This is a genomic window from Methylobacterium sp. P5_C11, assembly GCF_054049775.1.
In genome coordinates this window covers 26,801-40,978 of the sequence record NZ_JBFULS010000018.1, presented here as the reverse complement: position 1 = coordinate 40,978, position 14,178 = coordinate 26,801, and the positions used below count along the sequence as shown (strand labels likewise).

The following is a 14,178-nucleotide window of genomic DNA, read 5'->3' as shown; positions in this document are numbered from 1 at the left end:
TCCTCTGACCCGACTAGTTATTCCGAAGCAGCATGCCTTTGAGTTTTTCAGCCACGCCATTCGGAAGCTCACGGAGAAGTGGCTTAAAAGCTATCTGCTTATAAGAGGCGATCGACTCATATTTTTCTGGGTGGACGATATCCAACGGCCATCCGATCAATGATTTATCTGTCGCATAACGCTCAAATGATTCGGAATAATCCTTCCTTTCAACATTGACATACACGAGCGCGTTTTGTTTGTACCAATAATGCACGTCATTGCGATTCCAGATTTGGGGCCTGATCACATCGAAGCACTGGTAGCCTCTTTCCGCAAACTTACTTGCCCACCAAGACTGCCACATTTCGTTAATATGGCGAAAGCCTCCTTGATAAGGTATGGCGGCGCCAAACAGCACAACATCACTGTGTCTGACCAGATTTTCGACCATTTTTTCCGAAGATTCGCTAGAAATATGTTCGGCAACCTCAAGGCTGATCGCAACATCAAATCGTCGATCTAGATTGAAACTTTGCTCAAGATCGAGTATTGTTATATTTTGTTCCGAGATTAACAGTTTATCCATGTCCGTCCAAGGGCCGTCAACGCCGTTGAATTCTGCAAATCCGAGATCCCCGGCTTTCTGCAACCAAATGCCGTCGCCACAGCCAACATCGAGCATACTTTCGGGATGAAATATGTCCAACAATATCGAAAGCGTGACTTCTGCAGATATTCTGGTTTTTTCGCTGTGCCTTTGATGCCAACTGAAATCATACATCTCAGCCTCCACGTATACCTGATGCGTAGCCGAATTTACGCTTTTACGCGGCATATCAGTGATTGATTAATCAGTATACGTCTATTAATCTCTCGTCAATACTCATATAAATAGAATATCTTTCCCGGCTTGGTTTGACAATGAAGAAAATCTAGCCGCTTAGCCCAAAATGTATCGCGTCATGACCCAAAGTTTACTTTAATTATTGATAGCCATATTCCAAGTAGCGATGCCGTCTTGCTAAGGTCAGATTATTCCTGCGCATCCTGATCTTTATTGCTGAACAAGTGCCGATTTACTAGGCAATCGAGCTGTCAGTGTTTGCATTCGCTGATGGGCGGAGTCTTTTTTGGCGGCAGAACTGGGGTGGGCGCGGAACGTTCGAACTGTGACGTAAAGCCAGGGTCTGCCCACCACCCTGAACCGAAGGTGCCGGAGGGCTGACGAATGGTTGCGTTCAGGACGCGCTGACAGCGGTCCGCACGTCTCGCATGCGTCGCAGCAAGCAGTCGGTCCTGATCTTCAGCCGTCGTTCGCGAGCTCAACGCCTTCCAGACCCGTCCTCCCGCTCCGCCGAAGCGTAACCGCAAGTGGTCTTGACCTCGCGCGGCAGCGATGCGGACCTCTCGCTCGCCCCGCGGGCCTATACCCTGACCTACCGCAGCACTGGCTCCGGCCCGATGGCGGGCCCTGAGCCTGGCTGGTCTAGCGCCCGCGCAACCTGCGCATCGACCGCATCGACGGCTTCGGACCTTGCTCCCTGGTCTGCCCTCATTGTGAAGCTAGGCTCAATCGATCAGGAGACGGACGCCGCGAGGGCCGAACCAGCACGGGCGCCTCGGCTTCGTCTCCGACACGCTCGACGACGGCTATTGCCTGATCACCGCCTAATGCCGCCGCGCCGGACGAATACACTCTTTACTCGGACGCCCCCTTCTCGACCTCGAACCACCTCCGGGGCCGCCTCGGTGAAGTGTGTTGTAAGGGCCAATGCCCGACAGGCACTCAACACCTGCCACGATGGCGAAAGAGAGCTGTGCGTTTTTGCCCCAAGTCATCGGCACTCCGCCAAGTGAGTTCAAAACCTATTTCGGTCCGCGTACCCGTTTGCTCGTGGGCTGGAGCCGGTGCGGGCCGAGCGTCTACCGTAGCCACACTTCCTAACGGAAGCCCGAGAGCAGCTGCAGGTTCGCTGTTGTCCGAGGCTATAACAATGCGCGCTCTTCTCGTCGGTGGACTCGCTCTCACTGTCATGGCAACGCCAGTCTTGGCGTTGGACGCGGGAGACACAATGCAATCTTGGGCTTCGGCATCGCCCACGGAAAAAGATAATTTACTGAGCAAGCTCGACGTGGCGAGTGGCGGACGTGCTTCGCGAGATCGTGTGCGCTCTTGCCTGGACGACACATCGAAAGCCGCCGGCCACTCGAATTTGCCGATCTCGGAGGTCGCAAAGGCTTGCTCCGAACAGGCCGCGCGAGAAAATATATAGTCTCCACAAATCGATCATGCCTGCTCGGCACTCAGAGTCCGGAGCTGGCACGAGTCGCTGAGTTCTGGTCGCCCATCTGACGCGGAAGCCACGATCGGCTGCGCGCACACCGGCTTGGTCGGGCGGCGATGGATGAGGTGTGCGGGCGGTTTGACCACTGTCCGCTTCCAGGCAAGCGCTTCCGACATTGGCCTTTCAGAATAAGCTCTATGGGGGCTGGGTGTCCCGGTGATCGATCATAGACGATGGAGCATCGGTGATGTCGTCCATGACGAGTTGGTTCAAGGCACAGATGAACGAAGACAGCCGGTAGCCGTCGTGACGCGAGAGGGCGTTGTCAAACGCCCGGACATTCCAGAAAGGGTCGTTGGGGCGGGTGATCGGCGCAATACCGGTCAACTGAAGGCCGTGCAGAAAGCGTGCCGCCGGGCCGCTCTCGCCGGACCGACCAGGCACGAGGTCGGCGCTATCCCAGAAGTAGCCGCGCCTGGCGGCGCGCGCCATTCGGGCTCGGGTCAGCCAATGGTCGGAGCGCGGGCAGTCAAGGGCGGCATCAGCGAGGGTGGCATAGGCATGGTGCCGCTCGAGACCTGGAGCATTGAGCCCGAGAAGTTCGTGAGTCGTGCCGAAAGGCGCAGCCGAAGGTTGGGCATCAGCGAGAACGCCGGCAGCCGGCCGCGGCGGGTCGAGATTGCCGATGGTGTGCGAATCCTCGCGCGCGGTGTTCTGGAAGGGGAAGGTTGCAGCCAGCAGCGACAGGGTGCGCAGCGGCAGCGTCAGCAGGCCGGGGCCGAGGCCGACGGGCGGAGGAGGACTGCAGCTTTCGCCACGGGGCTGACGGCCCTCGAACCGTGCCGCCACACGGTCAAGAAAGCTCGCGGCCGGGCGAAAATCGAGTTTGAAGGTTGGGAACAGGTCGTGCGTCGCCCAATCGTAGTCAACGCCCGCATCGAACATGCTGTCCGTCGCCGAGAGTCGGCTCCGGATCTTCCGGCGGGCGGCGGCGAAGGCGTCGTCGACATCGAGGCCGATCCACGCGCAATCCCCGGGTCTCAGGCCGCCCGCGGGGAAAGCCAGGGCCGCAGTCACCGACATGAGGACCGGCCTCTGGTCGGCCGGAAAGTAGCCGTCGTCGTGCGCCACCTCGGAGGCCGGCGTGTTCGCGTCGGCATGGTCGGCCAGCTTCATCCAGACCTCGCGCTGGATCGCGGTCCATTTGCTCGCCTCGGAGGCGGGATTGATCAGGACCACGAGATTGCCGAGGACCGGCGGCAACGTCTCTCCGAACCGATGGCGGCGCACCGCCTTGACCACGTCGTCCTTGAGCCCGCTCGCCAGCATGTTGCCGCCGAGGCTGTGCCCGGCAACGATCAGCTTGTTGTGCGCCCCCGGCGCGCTGAGGGTCGTCTCGAGCGTGCGGAGGGCTGAGATCGCCGCAGGGGCGACGGCCTCGCTCACCGGCTTTCGATCGAACAGGGTGGCGCCGGCCGACAGGTTTCCAAAGAAACCGCCGATCGCGTTGCCGAACCAGAGCTGCAGGCCGCGTTCGTCGACCCGCGCCCCGCGCCAGCCGACATAGATGGCCGTCACATCCATGTCGCAGACGCTCGGGTCGCTCGGGCAGCGCTGTGCGAGGAAACGGGCGGCGTGGGCCGCGTAGAGGCGGAGGTCCGCCACGTTGCCGTCGCCGATCCGCGCATCGTGCCGCCAGCCGTGGACGAACGCGATCACATAGTGCGACCCCGTCGAAAGATGCTTCTTCAGCGCGTCGAGCTGAGTGATGACGGGCTTGACCATCGTGGCCGGCATGCTCTTGGCCCGCATCTCGGTTTCCATGGCGTGGCGAAGCATCGCGCTGTCGATGGCGGCGTCGCTCGCCCCTTCGCGGGAGACCAGTGCGTAAGGTTCGCCGTCCTCCTGGAACTCGATGAAGCCGAGGTGGTAGGACAGATCCTGCCCGCCGGCCTCGCGGGCCGGGACAACGTGGCGCTGAAGGGCGCAGCGCAGCCGTGTCGCCCACCGCGCATCCGTCGCGATCACCGCGCCTTCGTCGTTGCTCGCGTCGACCCAGCCGTCGCCATCGGACTCCATCGTCGCCCGCAAGGTCTCGCGGCCAGTATCGGCGAGGACCGTCCAACCCCTCGCGAGCCCGTCGCGGCATTCGGCAAGGCTCGGATCGAGGTTGCGATAGGCGTGCGCTTTGTCGGTCGAAAGCACGACGTAGTTCAGAAACAGGATCCCGAGGGCGCCGAGGACGAGCGCGCCGGCAATCCGGATCGTGGTACGCAGCGCGTATACGACCCCACGGACCGGCCTGATGGCAATCCGCCGTGGGGAGCGCCGCTGTTCGGCCTGCGCCGTCACCCGTTCCACGCTCATTGCGCCCCCACCCTGACTGAAGGCACCGACGGTTGCCGCAACAGTCGGAACACATACGGCGTCATCGGGATTTCTCTTTGCCGTGCTCCTCTTTCGACGTCGACTCTCCGATACGAGGCGGGCGATGATGATCCAGTCCCGGTAACTGCTCAGCGCGGAGCGCGAAATCCCAACGATCGAACCGGAAGGGATGTCTCATGAGGCGCGCAATTCTGCCGGCTGTCGCACTCCTCGCCGGCACGGGCGTGGCCATGGCCTCCTTATCGAGCATTGTCGGCGCCTGGGGGCACGATTTTGTCGTCACGCCGTTCGAGCCGATGCAGCTCATGGTCGCGATGGCGACCGATAAGATCACCGGCAAGCAATTCAACGTCATCAAGATGCCGGATGGTCACGTGATGGCGGTCGTGCCCTTCGAACAGATGACGAAGATTCCAGAAATCGACCGCAAAAGCTTGATGCCTGTGAAGGTTGGACGATGAGCGATGGAACGCCGACTCATTGGCTGGTCGGAAGCCTGAGGCAGGATAGCCAACACGGACCGGCTTCGGTCACGACCGGACCGTCCGATGTTCCAGCGGACCTCGTCCGAAGCGGACAAGCGTCCTTCTGCCAGGTGCGGAGTAGCCGCCGCGACCAGCTGAACGTCGCGGTTGGGTGGATTTCCGCCGGTCGGCTTGCGATCGGAGTGGCGTGAGAGAGCTCTCGACGACCTGTTGCGAAGCCGCAGCAGGAAATGCGACGCGGCGTATCAGTCAATCGGATTGCCGAAGCCGATGCCGCCACCCTTTAAGGTTGCGTTGGTCGATCACGACCCTCGGTGGTCGGCATCGGCCCAGACGGAAGCTTCGGTTCTGCAGGCTGCACTTTGCCCAAACCTGCTGACCGTCCACCACGTTAGATCAACGGCTGTCCCAGGCTTGAGGACAAAGCCCATTCTCGACCTCCTACCTGTTGCCCGAGGTCTTGACGACCTGGACCTCAGGAGGAATGTTCTCGAACAGGCCTGCTACGAATTGTGGGGTGAATTCGGGCCTTCCGGACGGCGTTACGCTGCGAAGACTGAGCCGGACACTGGACGGCGTCTTGTTCAACTGCATTGCTGCGGCGTCGACGCGCCGGATATCGACCGCCATCTCGCGTTTCGGAGCTACCTACGCAAAAGACCGGGGATTGTTGCCGTCTACCAACACGAGAAGGCGCATTGCCGAGAACTTCATCCCGACGACTCCCAAGACTATGGCGCGGGCAAGAGTGCGTGGATCGAAGCTGTCCAAGCCGCGGCCTTGGCCGATTGGCAACGTTCCTGAGTGAGTCGAAGCCGCTTCCTTGAAGGAGGCGACGGCTTTCAGGCTCAGCCGAGGTTGCCGATCGGGGCCACATCGACGTCGGCGGCCCGCAGCGTGGCGATCGCCTCAAGGATCAGGTCGGTGTCGTCAACTGCCGCTAGGCCAGCGCGGTCAGGATCCAGGTGCGCGCCTTCGCCATGAGGTGTCCATCCCCCGCTGACGGGTCCGAGGCGATCACACGATCGATGATCTGGCGGGCATCCGTGTCGCTCATACCAAGTCCCTGCGCGAAGCTACGCAACCGCTCCATCAGGCGCCTGGCGGTCGACTCTTGGTCGGAATTGGGATGGATGCCGCTCATCCCTTCACCGAATGCGCCCGAAAGTTCGCGATCCGGACCAGATTGGACGCTCCAGTTGCCCCGTCGGCGGTCGACGCCTCGTCCGCACGGGCTCTGGTCCGCGATGTCTCGACATGATCGAGAGTGAAGCCCTCGGCGGGCGGGTGCGATTCGGCGGCGAGGTCGGGCAGCACCGCGTCCGCCGCGGCAACTGACTCCTGGTCGCTGGCCTCCAGGGCTCTGCGAAGCTCTGAGACAATCGGCGCTTCCTCGACCATCGCATCCCGTTCTCTGGTGGGGCAGATGGTGGGCTAGACCGCCGGCCGGCGGAATTTACGCCGCGCGGTCGATGCCCGCTGGCGGAAGGGGTGGGATTCGAACCCACGGTGGAGTTGCCCCCACGGCGGTTTTCAAGACCGCTGCCTTAAACCACTCGGCCACCCTTCCTGGCGGTATCCGCGGCCTCACGGTTAGGGCCGTGGTGGAGGTCGCGTCAACCGCAGAACAACCGGTTGACCTCTCGAAGCATTCCGCATATCCCACCGCCCACGCCCGAAGCCGCTCGATGCGGCACGGGCGTCGCTCTGTCATCTCGAACTTCGGATGCACCGGGCTGACGGCTGATTGGGGGATAGTTTAACGGTAGAACGGTGGACTCTGACTCCTCTAGTCCTGGTTCGAATCCAGGTCCCCCAGCCACACAGGCAGCCCGCCCGATCCTGGATCTGGCGGGTTTTTTGTTGCCTCTAGTCCAGGGTCAGCAGGGGATAGCCATGATCATCACCCATCCCGAAGTCCGGGATTGGACTTGGCCGTGCTCGGTCGATCGATTGACGCCCCGTAGCGCGGCTGCCTGAATCGGACCCTGTATCGTCGCAAGCCTCAGAGGGTCGGGGGACGCGCGATCATCGGCAAGGATGCGCTCTCAGCGCTGCTGCTCCAAGCTGTCCTGGGTTTCACGCTGCCCGCCAAGCCCTCAGTCATTCAGGCGGGGTCATCGGCACCGAGCATCCGTCGGACGGCCCTGGCTCACCAGCTTCTAGCCCGCCTCGGCTACGACCTGCCAAGCGGTCCGCTCGCCGGACCCGGCGCCTTCGTGGAGGCGGTCGTCCAGGGCGATTTCCACCGCGACAACGGCTCCTCGCTGAAGGCGTCGGGCCACGCGGTCGTCAACGCCAACCTGCACTACGCCACGGCGCTGACGGCCGGTTACGCGAAACGGCTCAGCCTGCACCTTGAGGTATACAACCTGTTCGGCACGACCGACGTCGCCTCCGCACAGAACCTCGCCAACGGGATCAGCGGCCCGACCGGCCTCCAGAACCGCACCGCCGCGCTGGCGACCACCGGATCGGTGTTCGCGGGTGCGCCGCGAAACATCGTCGGCGGGATGCGGCTGGCATTTTGATAACCGCGCGCGGGACCGCGCGTGGTGTCAAGGCCGAGCTTGCACTATGCTCCGGCGGTCGATCGCCGGGGCTGGGCGTGCCTGCGGTCCGGTCCGCGGGGCGGGGACCTCTGGCATGAACGGGCGCGATACTCGAATGCGGCGGCGAACCGTCATCGCTGGCCTGCCGTGGGTCCTGTCGGGATGGCCCTCCGCAGCCGGGGCGCAGACGCGGGGCCACGTGGCCGCGTTCTGGCCGTTCGCGGAGAGCGATGCCGAAGGTCGAGCCCTGGCGGCGGCGTTCCACGGCGCGCTGCGTGACCGCGGCCAGGCGGACCTGGCCATCGAGGATCGGTGGGACGGGGCCGACCCCGAGCGGACACGCGCCCTGGCGGCAGAACTCGTCGCCCGGCAGCCGCGGGTCATCTTCACGTATCTCAGTGCGCAGCTTTCCGCGGTGTCCGCCTTGACCCGGGACATCCCGATCGTGTTCGTCGGAGCCTCCAATCCAGTCGGCTTCGGCTATGCCGTGAGCCTCCAGCGGCCGGGCGGCAACATCACGGGATTCACGCTGTACGAGCCGATGCTGGGGGGCAAATGGCTCGCGGCCCTGAAGGAGGCAGTGCCGACCCTGCGCCGCGTGACCCTGCTGTCGAATCCGAGCACCGTGGTCAAAGGCAACAATCTCTACGCGGAGCACTTCCAGGCCACGGCAGCCAGCCTCGGGATCGAACCCACCGTCGTGAAGGTCGAGACGGCCGACGCCATCGAACCGGTCATCTCGGATCTGGCACGCCAGGGTCAGGCCGGGATCATCGTCGCGCCGGGCACCTTCAGCGAGGCCAACGGCGACCACATCGTCGCACTGGCCGCCAGCCATCGGATCCCGGCCGTGTTCGCCATCCAGCGCTTCGCCCGGCGCGGCGGCCTGATGTCGTACGGTCCGGATCCGGTCGAGGTGGTCCGACGGGCCGCGACTTATGTCGACCGCATCCTCCACGGCGACAACCCGGCGTCCCTGCCGATCCAGGCGCCCACGAAGTTCGACTTCATCGTGAACCTCAAGACGGCGCGCAGCCTCGGCGTGGACATCACGTCGGCCCTCCTCGCCCAAGCCGACGAGATCGTCGAGTGACGGCGCCGCGCCTGCTCGCTGTCCCGGCGGAGTCCAACACGGTGCCGCGCTGGCTCCGGCTGCCGCTCTCGGCGAAGTTCGCCGTGGCCTTCGTGGGCCTCGTCAGCCTGGTGCTGCTCATCAACGGCGCCGTCGATCTGACGCTGAACTACCAGGACGCCAAGCGGACGGCGATCGAGACGCAGCGCACCAAAGCCCGGGCGGCGGCCGAACGCGTCGAGGCCTTCCTCGCCGGGATCGAGAGCCAGATCGGCTGGACGACCCGCGCCGAATGGCGGCGGGTCTCCGCCGAGCAGCAGCGCTACGATTTCATCCGGCTCCTGCGTCAGGCGCCGGCGATCACCGAGGTGGCCTACCTCGATCCAGCCGGCAAGGAACAGCTGCGAGTGTCGCGGCTGGAGCCCGACGTCATCGCGAGCGGCAAGGATTTCTCCACCTCGCCACGGTTCACCCAGGCGCTGAGCCAGAAGACATGGTTCGGCCCCGTCTATTTCCGGCGGGGCTCGGAACCGTACATGACCGTGTCGGTGGCGCATGCCGGGCGCGACCCGGGCGTCACCGTCGCCGAGGTCAACCTGAAGCTGATCTGGGACGTCGTCAGCGCCATCAACGTCGGCGACCACGGCTACGCCTTCGTGACGACTGCGACCGGACGGCTGATCGCGCATCCGGATCTCAGCTTGGTCCTGCGCGACACGGACCTGTCCGGCCTTCCGGAGGTCGCGACGGCGCTGCCCGGCTCCCGGACGGCCGGGCAGGACTATGAGATCACAACGGGAATCGACGGTGGCTGGGTTCTGGCGGCGCATGCCAGCATCCCCCGTGTCGACTGGATCGTGTTTGTCCAGGAATCACTGCGCGACGCGATGGGACCGGCCCTGGAATCGGTCATTCAGACCACGTCGCTGATGGGACTCGGCGTGCTGCTCGCGACCGTGGCGGGCACCTTCCTGGCCCGGCGCATGGTCGTTCCCATCCGCCAGCTCGAGGACGGTGCGGAGCGCTTCGGCGCCGGAGACCTGTCCGAGCGCATCGTGATCCGCACCGGCGACGAGATCGAGACCCTGGCCCATCGCTTCAACACCATGGCGAGCCGGGTGCAGGATTCCTACGAGACCCTGGAGGCGAAGGTCGAAGAGCGGACCCGCGACCTCAACCGGTCACTCGACGATCTTCAGAAGGCGCAGAGCCGTCTCGTCCAGTCCGAGAAGCTCGCGTCGCTGGGGCAGCTCACCGCCGGCATCGCCCACGAAATCAAGAACCCACTGAACTTCGTCAACAACTTCGCCTCGCTGTCGAAGGAACTCGTGGACGAGCTTCGGGATGTGCTCGAACCGACCGCCCTCGATCCGGAGATGCGGCGGGAGGTCGACGAGATCGCCGAACTTCTGAAGGGCAACCTCGACAAGGTGGTCCAGCACGGCAAGCGTGCGGATTCCATCGTCAAGAACATGCTGCTGCATTCGCGCACCGGATCGAGCGAGCATCGCCCGGTCGAGGTCAATGCACTGGTCGAGGAGAGCCTGAATCTTGCGTATCACGGTGCCCGGGCGGCCAAGCCCGGATTCAACGTGACCCTCGTGCGCGACTACGATCCTGCCGCCGGGATCGCCGACATCTACCCCCAGGAGATCACGCGGGTCCTTCTCAACCTGATGTCGAATGGTTTCTATGCCACCGAGAAGAAGGCCGAGGGCGCTGAGCAGGGCTACGAGCCGACGCTCTCGGTCAGCACCCGGGATCGGGGCGATGGCATCGAGATCCGCGTGCGCGACAACGGCACCGGCATTCCCGAGGGCGTCAAGGCCAAGATGTTCGACCCGTTCTTCACCACAAAGCCGGCCGGAGAGGGCACGGGCCTCGGCCTGTCCCTGAGCCACGATATCGTGGTCAAACAGCACGGCGGAACGATCGACATCGCTACAGAGCCGGGCGCGTACACGGAATTCACCCTCATCGTGCCGCGCCAGGGCGCGACGATGGCCGGGCCTATGTACGCCGCGCCCCCAGGATCGGCGACGGAGGCCGAGAGCAAACCATGAACGTCTTGATCCTCGTCGTCGACGACGAACCCGACGTCACCGACCTGTTCCGCCAGCAGTTTCGCCGCGAGCTGCGTGCCGGCCGCTTCGCGATGGACTTCGCGCATTCGGCCGCCGAGGCCCTCGAGCGCATCACGGGGTCCACCGGGCCGAGCCTGATCCTGATGTTCTCGGACATCAACATGCCCGGGATGACTGGCCTCGAATTGCTGCCGCTGGTGCGCGAAGCCCGGCCCGACGTGCCGGTGATCATGATCACGGCCTACGGCGATGCCGAGACGCGCGCGAAGGTCCAGGCCGCCGGTGCGGTGGGCCTGATCACCAAGCCCATCGATTTCGCCCTGCTGAAGGCCGAGATCGACAGACGCCTGGCCGCGTTCGCGGGGGCCGAATGACCCCGGGCCGCACCGGTGCCAAGATCCTCGTCGTCGACGACGAACCGGATCTCGAGGCGCTGATCACCCAGAAATTCCGTCGGCAGATCCGCCAGGGCGTGGTCGCGTTCCTGTTCGCCCATGACGGGCAGGAGGCGCTGGAACGGCTTGCGGAGCACCGCGACGTCGATCTGGTCGTCTCCGACATCAACATGCCCCGCATGGATGGGCTCACGCTGCTCGCCAAGCTGCAGGACCTCGCCGAGCGGCCGTCCACCATCATCGTCTCGGCCTACGGCGACATGGCCAACATCCGCACAGCGATGAACCGGGGCGCCTTCGACTTCCTGACGAAGCCGATCGACTTCACCGATCTCGAGACGACGATCGAGCGGACCTTGCGGCACGTCGAGGAGTTGCGCGAAGGACGGCGGCGGCAATCGCTGGCCGAACGCGCCCATGCCTCCCTGGCGCGGTACTTCTCGCCGAACCTCGCCGAGCGGCTCGCCGGGGACGCGTCGGGCCTGGAACTCGGCGGCCACCGGCGCGACGTGGCCTCCCTGTTCACGGACATCGCCGGCTTCACGGGTCTGGTGGAGAGCCTCGATCCGCTGCAGCTCGCCGAGATCCTGAACGGCTATTTCGCCGAGATGACCGATGTGGTGTTCGCCCACGAGGGCACGGTGGCCAAGATCGTGGGCGACGCGCTGCACGTGCTGTTCGGCGCGCCGGGCGACCAGCCCGACCATGCCGCCCGGGCGGTCGACTGCGCGCTCGCCCTCGATCAGGCGGCGGAGGGCTTCCGGAGCCGCTGGCGCGAGCGCGGGATCGAGATCGGCGTGACCCGGATCGGCGTCCATGCCGGGCCGGCGATCGTGGGGAATTTCGGCGGCGGCCGATACTTCGATTACACGGCCTATGGCGACACCATCAACACCGCGGCGCGCCTCGAGAACGCCAACAAGGCCTTCGGGACACGGATCTGCGTCAGCGAGGCCGTCGTTATCCGGGCCGGGCAGTTCCGCGGTCGCCCCCTCGGGGATCTGCTCCTGCGCGGCAAGCAGACGTCGCTGCGCGCCTACGAACCCCTCACGGAAGCCGCCTATGACGGCACCCTGCTCGATCGGTATCAGGAGGCCTACGCGAAGCTCGAGGCCGGCGAAGCGGGAGCCCTGTCGGCCTTCGCGGCCCTGGTCGGACTGCGTGCGGACGACGGGGTCGCGGCCTTTCACCTGAAACGCCTCCTGAACGGTGCGAGCGGGAGCCGGGTGGAGGTCCGCTGACGGTCGCCCCGGCGGACCCGCATAGCAGGTCCGCGACAGCCCGGACGTAAGGCGGCGCATGGTAGGGTCTTCCGGGGCGCGAACGAAGCCTCGCCCGGCCGAGGCGGTCGGACGGGTCGTCGGCGGGAGAGCGATGCATGAGACGACGCGACGTCATCGCGGGCCTGGGCGGTACGGCCGCGTGGCCGTCGCTGGCCATGGGTCAGGCAAAGGGCCAGCGTCGTCTGGGGATCCTGCTGGTCTACGGCGCAGACCATCCCGACAGCGCCGTGATCGACGAGACACTCCGGGAAAGCCTCCAGCGCGCCGGCTGGACCTGGGGGCAGAACCTCGCGGTCGATCTGCATTACGGCAATGGCGACGCCGAGCGGATGCGCCGGCAGGCCGAGGAGATCCTGGCGCGCAATCCCGACGTCGTGCTCGCGCAGGGCGTTGTCGGAGCGACCGCGCTCCAGCGGTCCACGACGACCACGCCGGTCGTGTTCATGATGCTTCAGGATCCGGTGGGCGGCGGCTTCGTGTCCAGCCTAGCACGACCCGGCGGCAATCTCACCGGCTTCACAAACTTCGACTTCACCCTCGTCGGCAAATGGCTTCAGCTGCTCAAGGAACTCAGCCCCGGCGTCGTGCGGGCGCTGGCGCTGCTCAATCCGGACTATCCTGCGCGCCTCGCGGGCTATGCGGCCGAGCTGGCGCGCATCGGCCCGGAGCTTGGTATCCAGGCTCAGATCGCAGGCGTGCACGATGCCGCCGAGATCGAGGCGGCGATCACCCGCTTCGCCGAGCAGCCGAAAAGCGGGCTGATCGCGCTGCCGGACGCGGTGACGGGCGTCTACGGTCCGCAGATCGTGGAACTGGCCGCCACGTATCACCTGCCCGCGGTCTATGCCTACGCGGCACCGGTGCGTCTCGGCGGACTTGCCGCCTACACGACCAGCGTCGAGCAGGACGTCCAGCGGGCGGCCGGCTATGTCGATCGGATCCTGCGCGGCGCCGTCGCTGGCGACCTTCCCGTCCAGGCGAGCGATCGATTTCTGATGCTGCTGAACCTGAAGACGGCGGCCACCCTCGGGCTAACCATCTCGCCCTCCCTGATGGCGAAGGTGGACGAGCTGGTCGATTAGCGGGCGGCACCGCCGCGCGGACGCAGGAGCGCCGCCCGTGGTGCCGCGATGGCCTGTCTTGGCGGGACCGATCAGCTGAAGGCCGGCAGGCGCCCGTCCGGCGAGTAACGGTCGATGGCAGACGGGAGGTCGCGCGAGAGTCGCGCCAGCAGCTCGCTCCTGCTCAAGCCGGTCCGCTGCTCGAGGGCCTCGAGGGTCTCCGGCCCGATCACGCGCTCGAGATCGGCGGTCGGGATATCGCGGTTCGGCCCGTGGTCGATCCAGGATCGCGCGGTCTCGGCGTGGCCGCCCTTCGTGAAGTGGTCGACGAGTTCGGTCAGGCCGCCGGCGATGAGACCGCCGACCCCCGCCGAGCCGGCGCTGCCGAGTAGCCGCTCCAGATTCGCCGGCGTGGTGGACCCGGTTGCGGTCGATACCTGCGGCGGCGGCGACCGGGGCGCATCCTTGGCGTGGCCGCCGAGCCACTCCGCGATCCGATCGCGGTTCTGGTAGCCGGCCACGGCCAGCAGGCCCAGCAGGGCGGTCATCGAGGGATATCCCTTGCTCATCGCGTCATCCTTCCTTGGTGCG

13 protein-coding genes and 2 tRNA genes are annotated in these 14,178 nt (G+C 64.9%); 9 read left to right on the top strand and 6 right to left on the bottom strand.

The genetic code is table 11. The annotated features are described in order from the left end of the window. Positions 1-13: 13 nt before the first annotated feature. On the bottom strand, positions 14-763 hold the full coding sequence (locus tag ACXJKQ_RS12125; RefSeq protein ID WP_457105991.1) for a methyltransferase domain-containing protein: 750 nt from the start codon (positions 761-763) through the stop codon (positions 14-16). Between the two features lie 1,699 nt (positions 764-2,462). Next, positions 2,463-4,634: a hypothetical protein gene (locus ACXJKQ_RS12120; protein ID WP_457105990.1), complete on the bottom strand. Its 2,172-nt coding sequence runs from the start codon at positions 4,632-4,634 to the stop codon at positions 2,463-2,465. Positions 4,635-4,831: 197 nt separating this feature from the next. Between ACXJKQ_RS12120 and ACXJKQ_RS12115 the strand changes: the two genes are divergently transcribed. Continuing rightward, positions 4,832-5,116: a hypothetical protein gene (locus ACXJKQ_RS12115; RefSeq protein ID WP_457105989.1), complete on the top strand. Its 285-nt coding sequence runs from the start codon at positions 4,832-4,834 to the stop codon at positions 5,114-5,116. Between the two features lie 294 nt (positions 5,117-5,410). After that, on the top strand, positions 5,411-5,944 hold the full coding sequence (locus tag ACXJKQ_RS12110; RefSeq protein WP_457105988.1) for a GrpB family protein: 534 nt from the start codon (positions 5,411-5,413) through the stop codon (positions 5,942-5,944). 136 nt (positions 5,945-6,080) lie between these two features. Here ACXJKQ_RS12110 and ACXJKQ_RS12105 read toward each other — a convergent pair whose 3' ends face one another. From ACXJKQ_RS12105 to ACXJKQ_RS12095, 3 genes are all read right to left on the bottom strand, one after another. Beyond that, positions 6,081-6,284, bottom strand: a complete 204-nt coding sequence (locus ACXJKQ_RS12105) for a hypothetical protein (protein ID WP_457105987.1) — start codon at positions 6,282-6,284, stop codon at positions 6,081-6,083. Further along, positions 6,281-6,541 (bottom strand): hypothetical protein, encoded by a 261-nt coding sequence (locus ACXJKQ_RS12100; protein ID WP_457105986.1) that lies wholly within the window; start codon positions 6,539-6,541, stop codon positions 6,281-6,283. Before ACXJKQ_RS12100 ends, ACXJKQ_RS12105 begins: the two co-directional genes overlap by 4 nt. 79 nt (positions 6,542-6,620) lie before the next feature. Next, positions 6,621-6,710: transfer RNA gene (locus ACXJKQ_RS12095), tRNA-Ser, on the bottom strand. 178 nt (positions 6,711-6,888) lie between these two features. On the opposite strand from ACXJKQ_RS12095, the gene ACXJKQ_RS12090 reads away from it, so the two are divergent. The 7 genes from ACXJKQ_RS12090 (at position 6,889) to ACXJKQ_RS12060 (ending at position 13,608) form a co-directional block, all read left to right on the top strand. Continuing rightward, positions 6,889-6,962 (top strand) — tRNA-Gln (locus tag ACXJKQ_RS12090). A 397-nt stretch (positions 6,963-7,359) separates the two neighbouring features. Further along, positions 7,360-7,671, top strand: a complete 312-nt coding sequence (locus ACXJKQ_RS12085) for a hypothetical protein (protein ID WP_457105985.1) — start codon at positions 7,360-7,362, stop codon at positions 7,669-7,671. Positions 7,672-7,807: 136 nt separating this feature from the next. After that, on the top strand, positions 7,808-8,785 hold the full coding sequence (locus tag ACXJKQ_RS12080; RefSeq protein ID WP_457105984.1) for an ABC transporter substrate-binding protein: 978 nt from the start codon (positions 7,808-7,810) through the stop codon (positions 8,783-8,785). After that, positions 8,782-10,827, top strand: coding sequence for a sensor histidine kinase (locus ACXJKQ_RS12075; protein ID WP_457105983.1), 2,046 nt, complete (start codon positions 8,782-8,784; stop codon positions 10,825-10,827). Before ACXJKQ_RS12080 ends, ACXJKQ_RS12075 begins: the two co-directional genes overlap by 4 nt. After that, complete coding sequence (locus tag ACXJKQ_RS12070) at positions 10,824-11,222, top strand: response regulator (RefSeq protein ID WP_457105982.1); 399 nt, start codon at positions 10,824-10,826, stop codon at positions 11,220-11,222. Before ACXJKQ_RS12075 ends, ACXJKQ_RS12070 begins: the two co-directional genes overlap by 4 nt. Further along, positions 11,219-12,484 carry an adenylate/guanylate cyclase domain-containing protein gene (locus ACXJKQ_RS12065; RefSeq protein ID WP_457105981.1) on the top strand — a complete coding sequence of 422 codons (1,266 nt, stop codon included), beginning with the start codon at positions 11,219-11,221 and terminating at the stop codon, positions 12,482-12,484. The genes ACXJKQ_RS12070 and ACXJKQ_RS12065 overlap by 4 nt, the downstream gene beginning before the upstream one ends. Positions 12,485-12,621: 137 nt before the next feature. After that, positions 12,622-13,608 carry an ABC transporter substrate-binding protein gene (locus tag ACXJKQ_RS12060; protein WP_457105980.1) on the top strand — a complete coding sequence of 329 codons (987 nt, stop codon included), beginning with the start codon at positions 12,622-12,624 and terminating at the stop codon, positions 13,606-13,608. Between the two features lie 71 nt (positions 13,609-13,679). Here ACXJKQ_RS12060 and ACXJKQ_RS12055 read toward each other — a convergent pair whose 3' ends face one another. Beyond that, a complete protein-coding gene (locus ACXJKQ_RS12055) occupies positions 13,680-14,156 on the bottom strand; it encodes a YidB family protein (RefSeq protein WP_457105979.1) in 477 nt (158 codons plus the stop codon). Positions 14,157-14,178: the final 22 nt, after the last annotated feature.

Excerpts from the sequence above, each read along its gene's own strand:
- ACXJKQ_RS12070 (WP_457105982.1), top strand. The coding sequence starts at position 10,824 with ATGAACGTCTTGATCCTCGTCGTCGACGACGAACCCGACGTCACCGAC.
- ACXJKQ_RS12065 (WP_457105981.1), top strand. The coding sequence starts at position 11,219 with ATGACCCCGGGCCGCACCGGTGCCAAGATCCTCGTCGTCGACGACGAA.
- ACXJKQ_RS12100 (WP_457105986.1), bottom strand. The coding sequence starts at position 6,541 with ATGGTCGAGGAAGCGCCGATTGTCTCAGAGCTTCGCAGAGCCCTGGAG.
- ACXJKQ_RS12105 (WP_457105987.1), bottom strand. The coding sequence starts at position 6,284 with ATGAGCGGCATCCATCCCAATTCCGACCAAGAGTCGACCGCCAGGCGC.
- ACXJKQ_RS12115 (WP_457105989.1), top strand. The coding sequence starts at position 4,832 with ATGAGGCGCGCAATTCTGCCGGCTGTCGCACTCCTCGCCGGCACGGGC.
- ACXJKQ_RS12110 (WP_457105988.1), top strand. The coding sequence starts at position 5,411 with ATGCCGCCACCCTTTAAGGTTGCGTTGGTCGATCACGACCCTCGGTGG.
- ACXJKQ_RS12060 (WP_457105980.1), top strand. The coding sequence starts at position 12,622 with ATGAGACGACGCGACGTCATCGCGGGCCTGGGCGGTACGGCCGCGTGG.
- ACXJKQ_RS12125 (WP_457105991.1), bottom strand. The coding sequence starts at position 763 with ATGTATGATTTCAGTTGGCATCAAAGGCACAGCGAAAAAACCAGAATA.
- ACXJKQ_RS12120 (WP_457105990.1), bottom strand. The coding sequence starts at position 4,634 with ATGAGCGTGGAACGGGTGACGGCGCAGGCCGAACAGCGGCGCTCCCCA.
- ACXJKQ_RS12055 (WP_457105979.1), bottom strand. The coding sequence starts at position 14,156 with ATGAGCAAGGGATATCCCTCGATGACCGCCCTGCTGGGCCTGCTGGCC.
- ACXJKQ_RS12080 (WP_457105984.1), top strand. The coding sequence starts at position 7,808 with ATGCGGCGGCGAACCGTCATCGCTGGCCTGCCGTGGGTCCTGTCGGGA.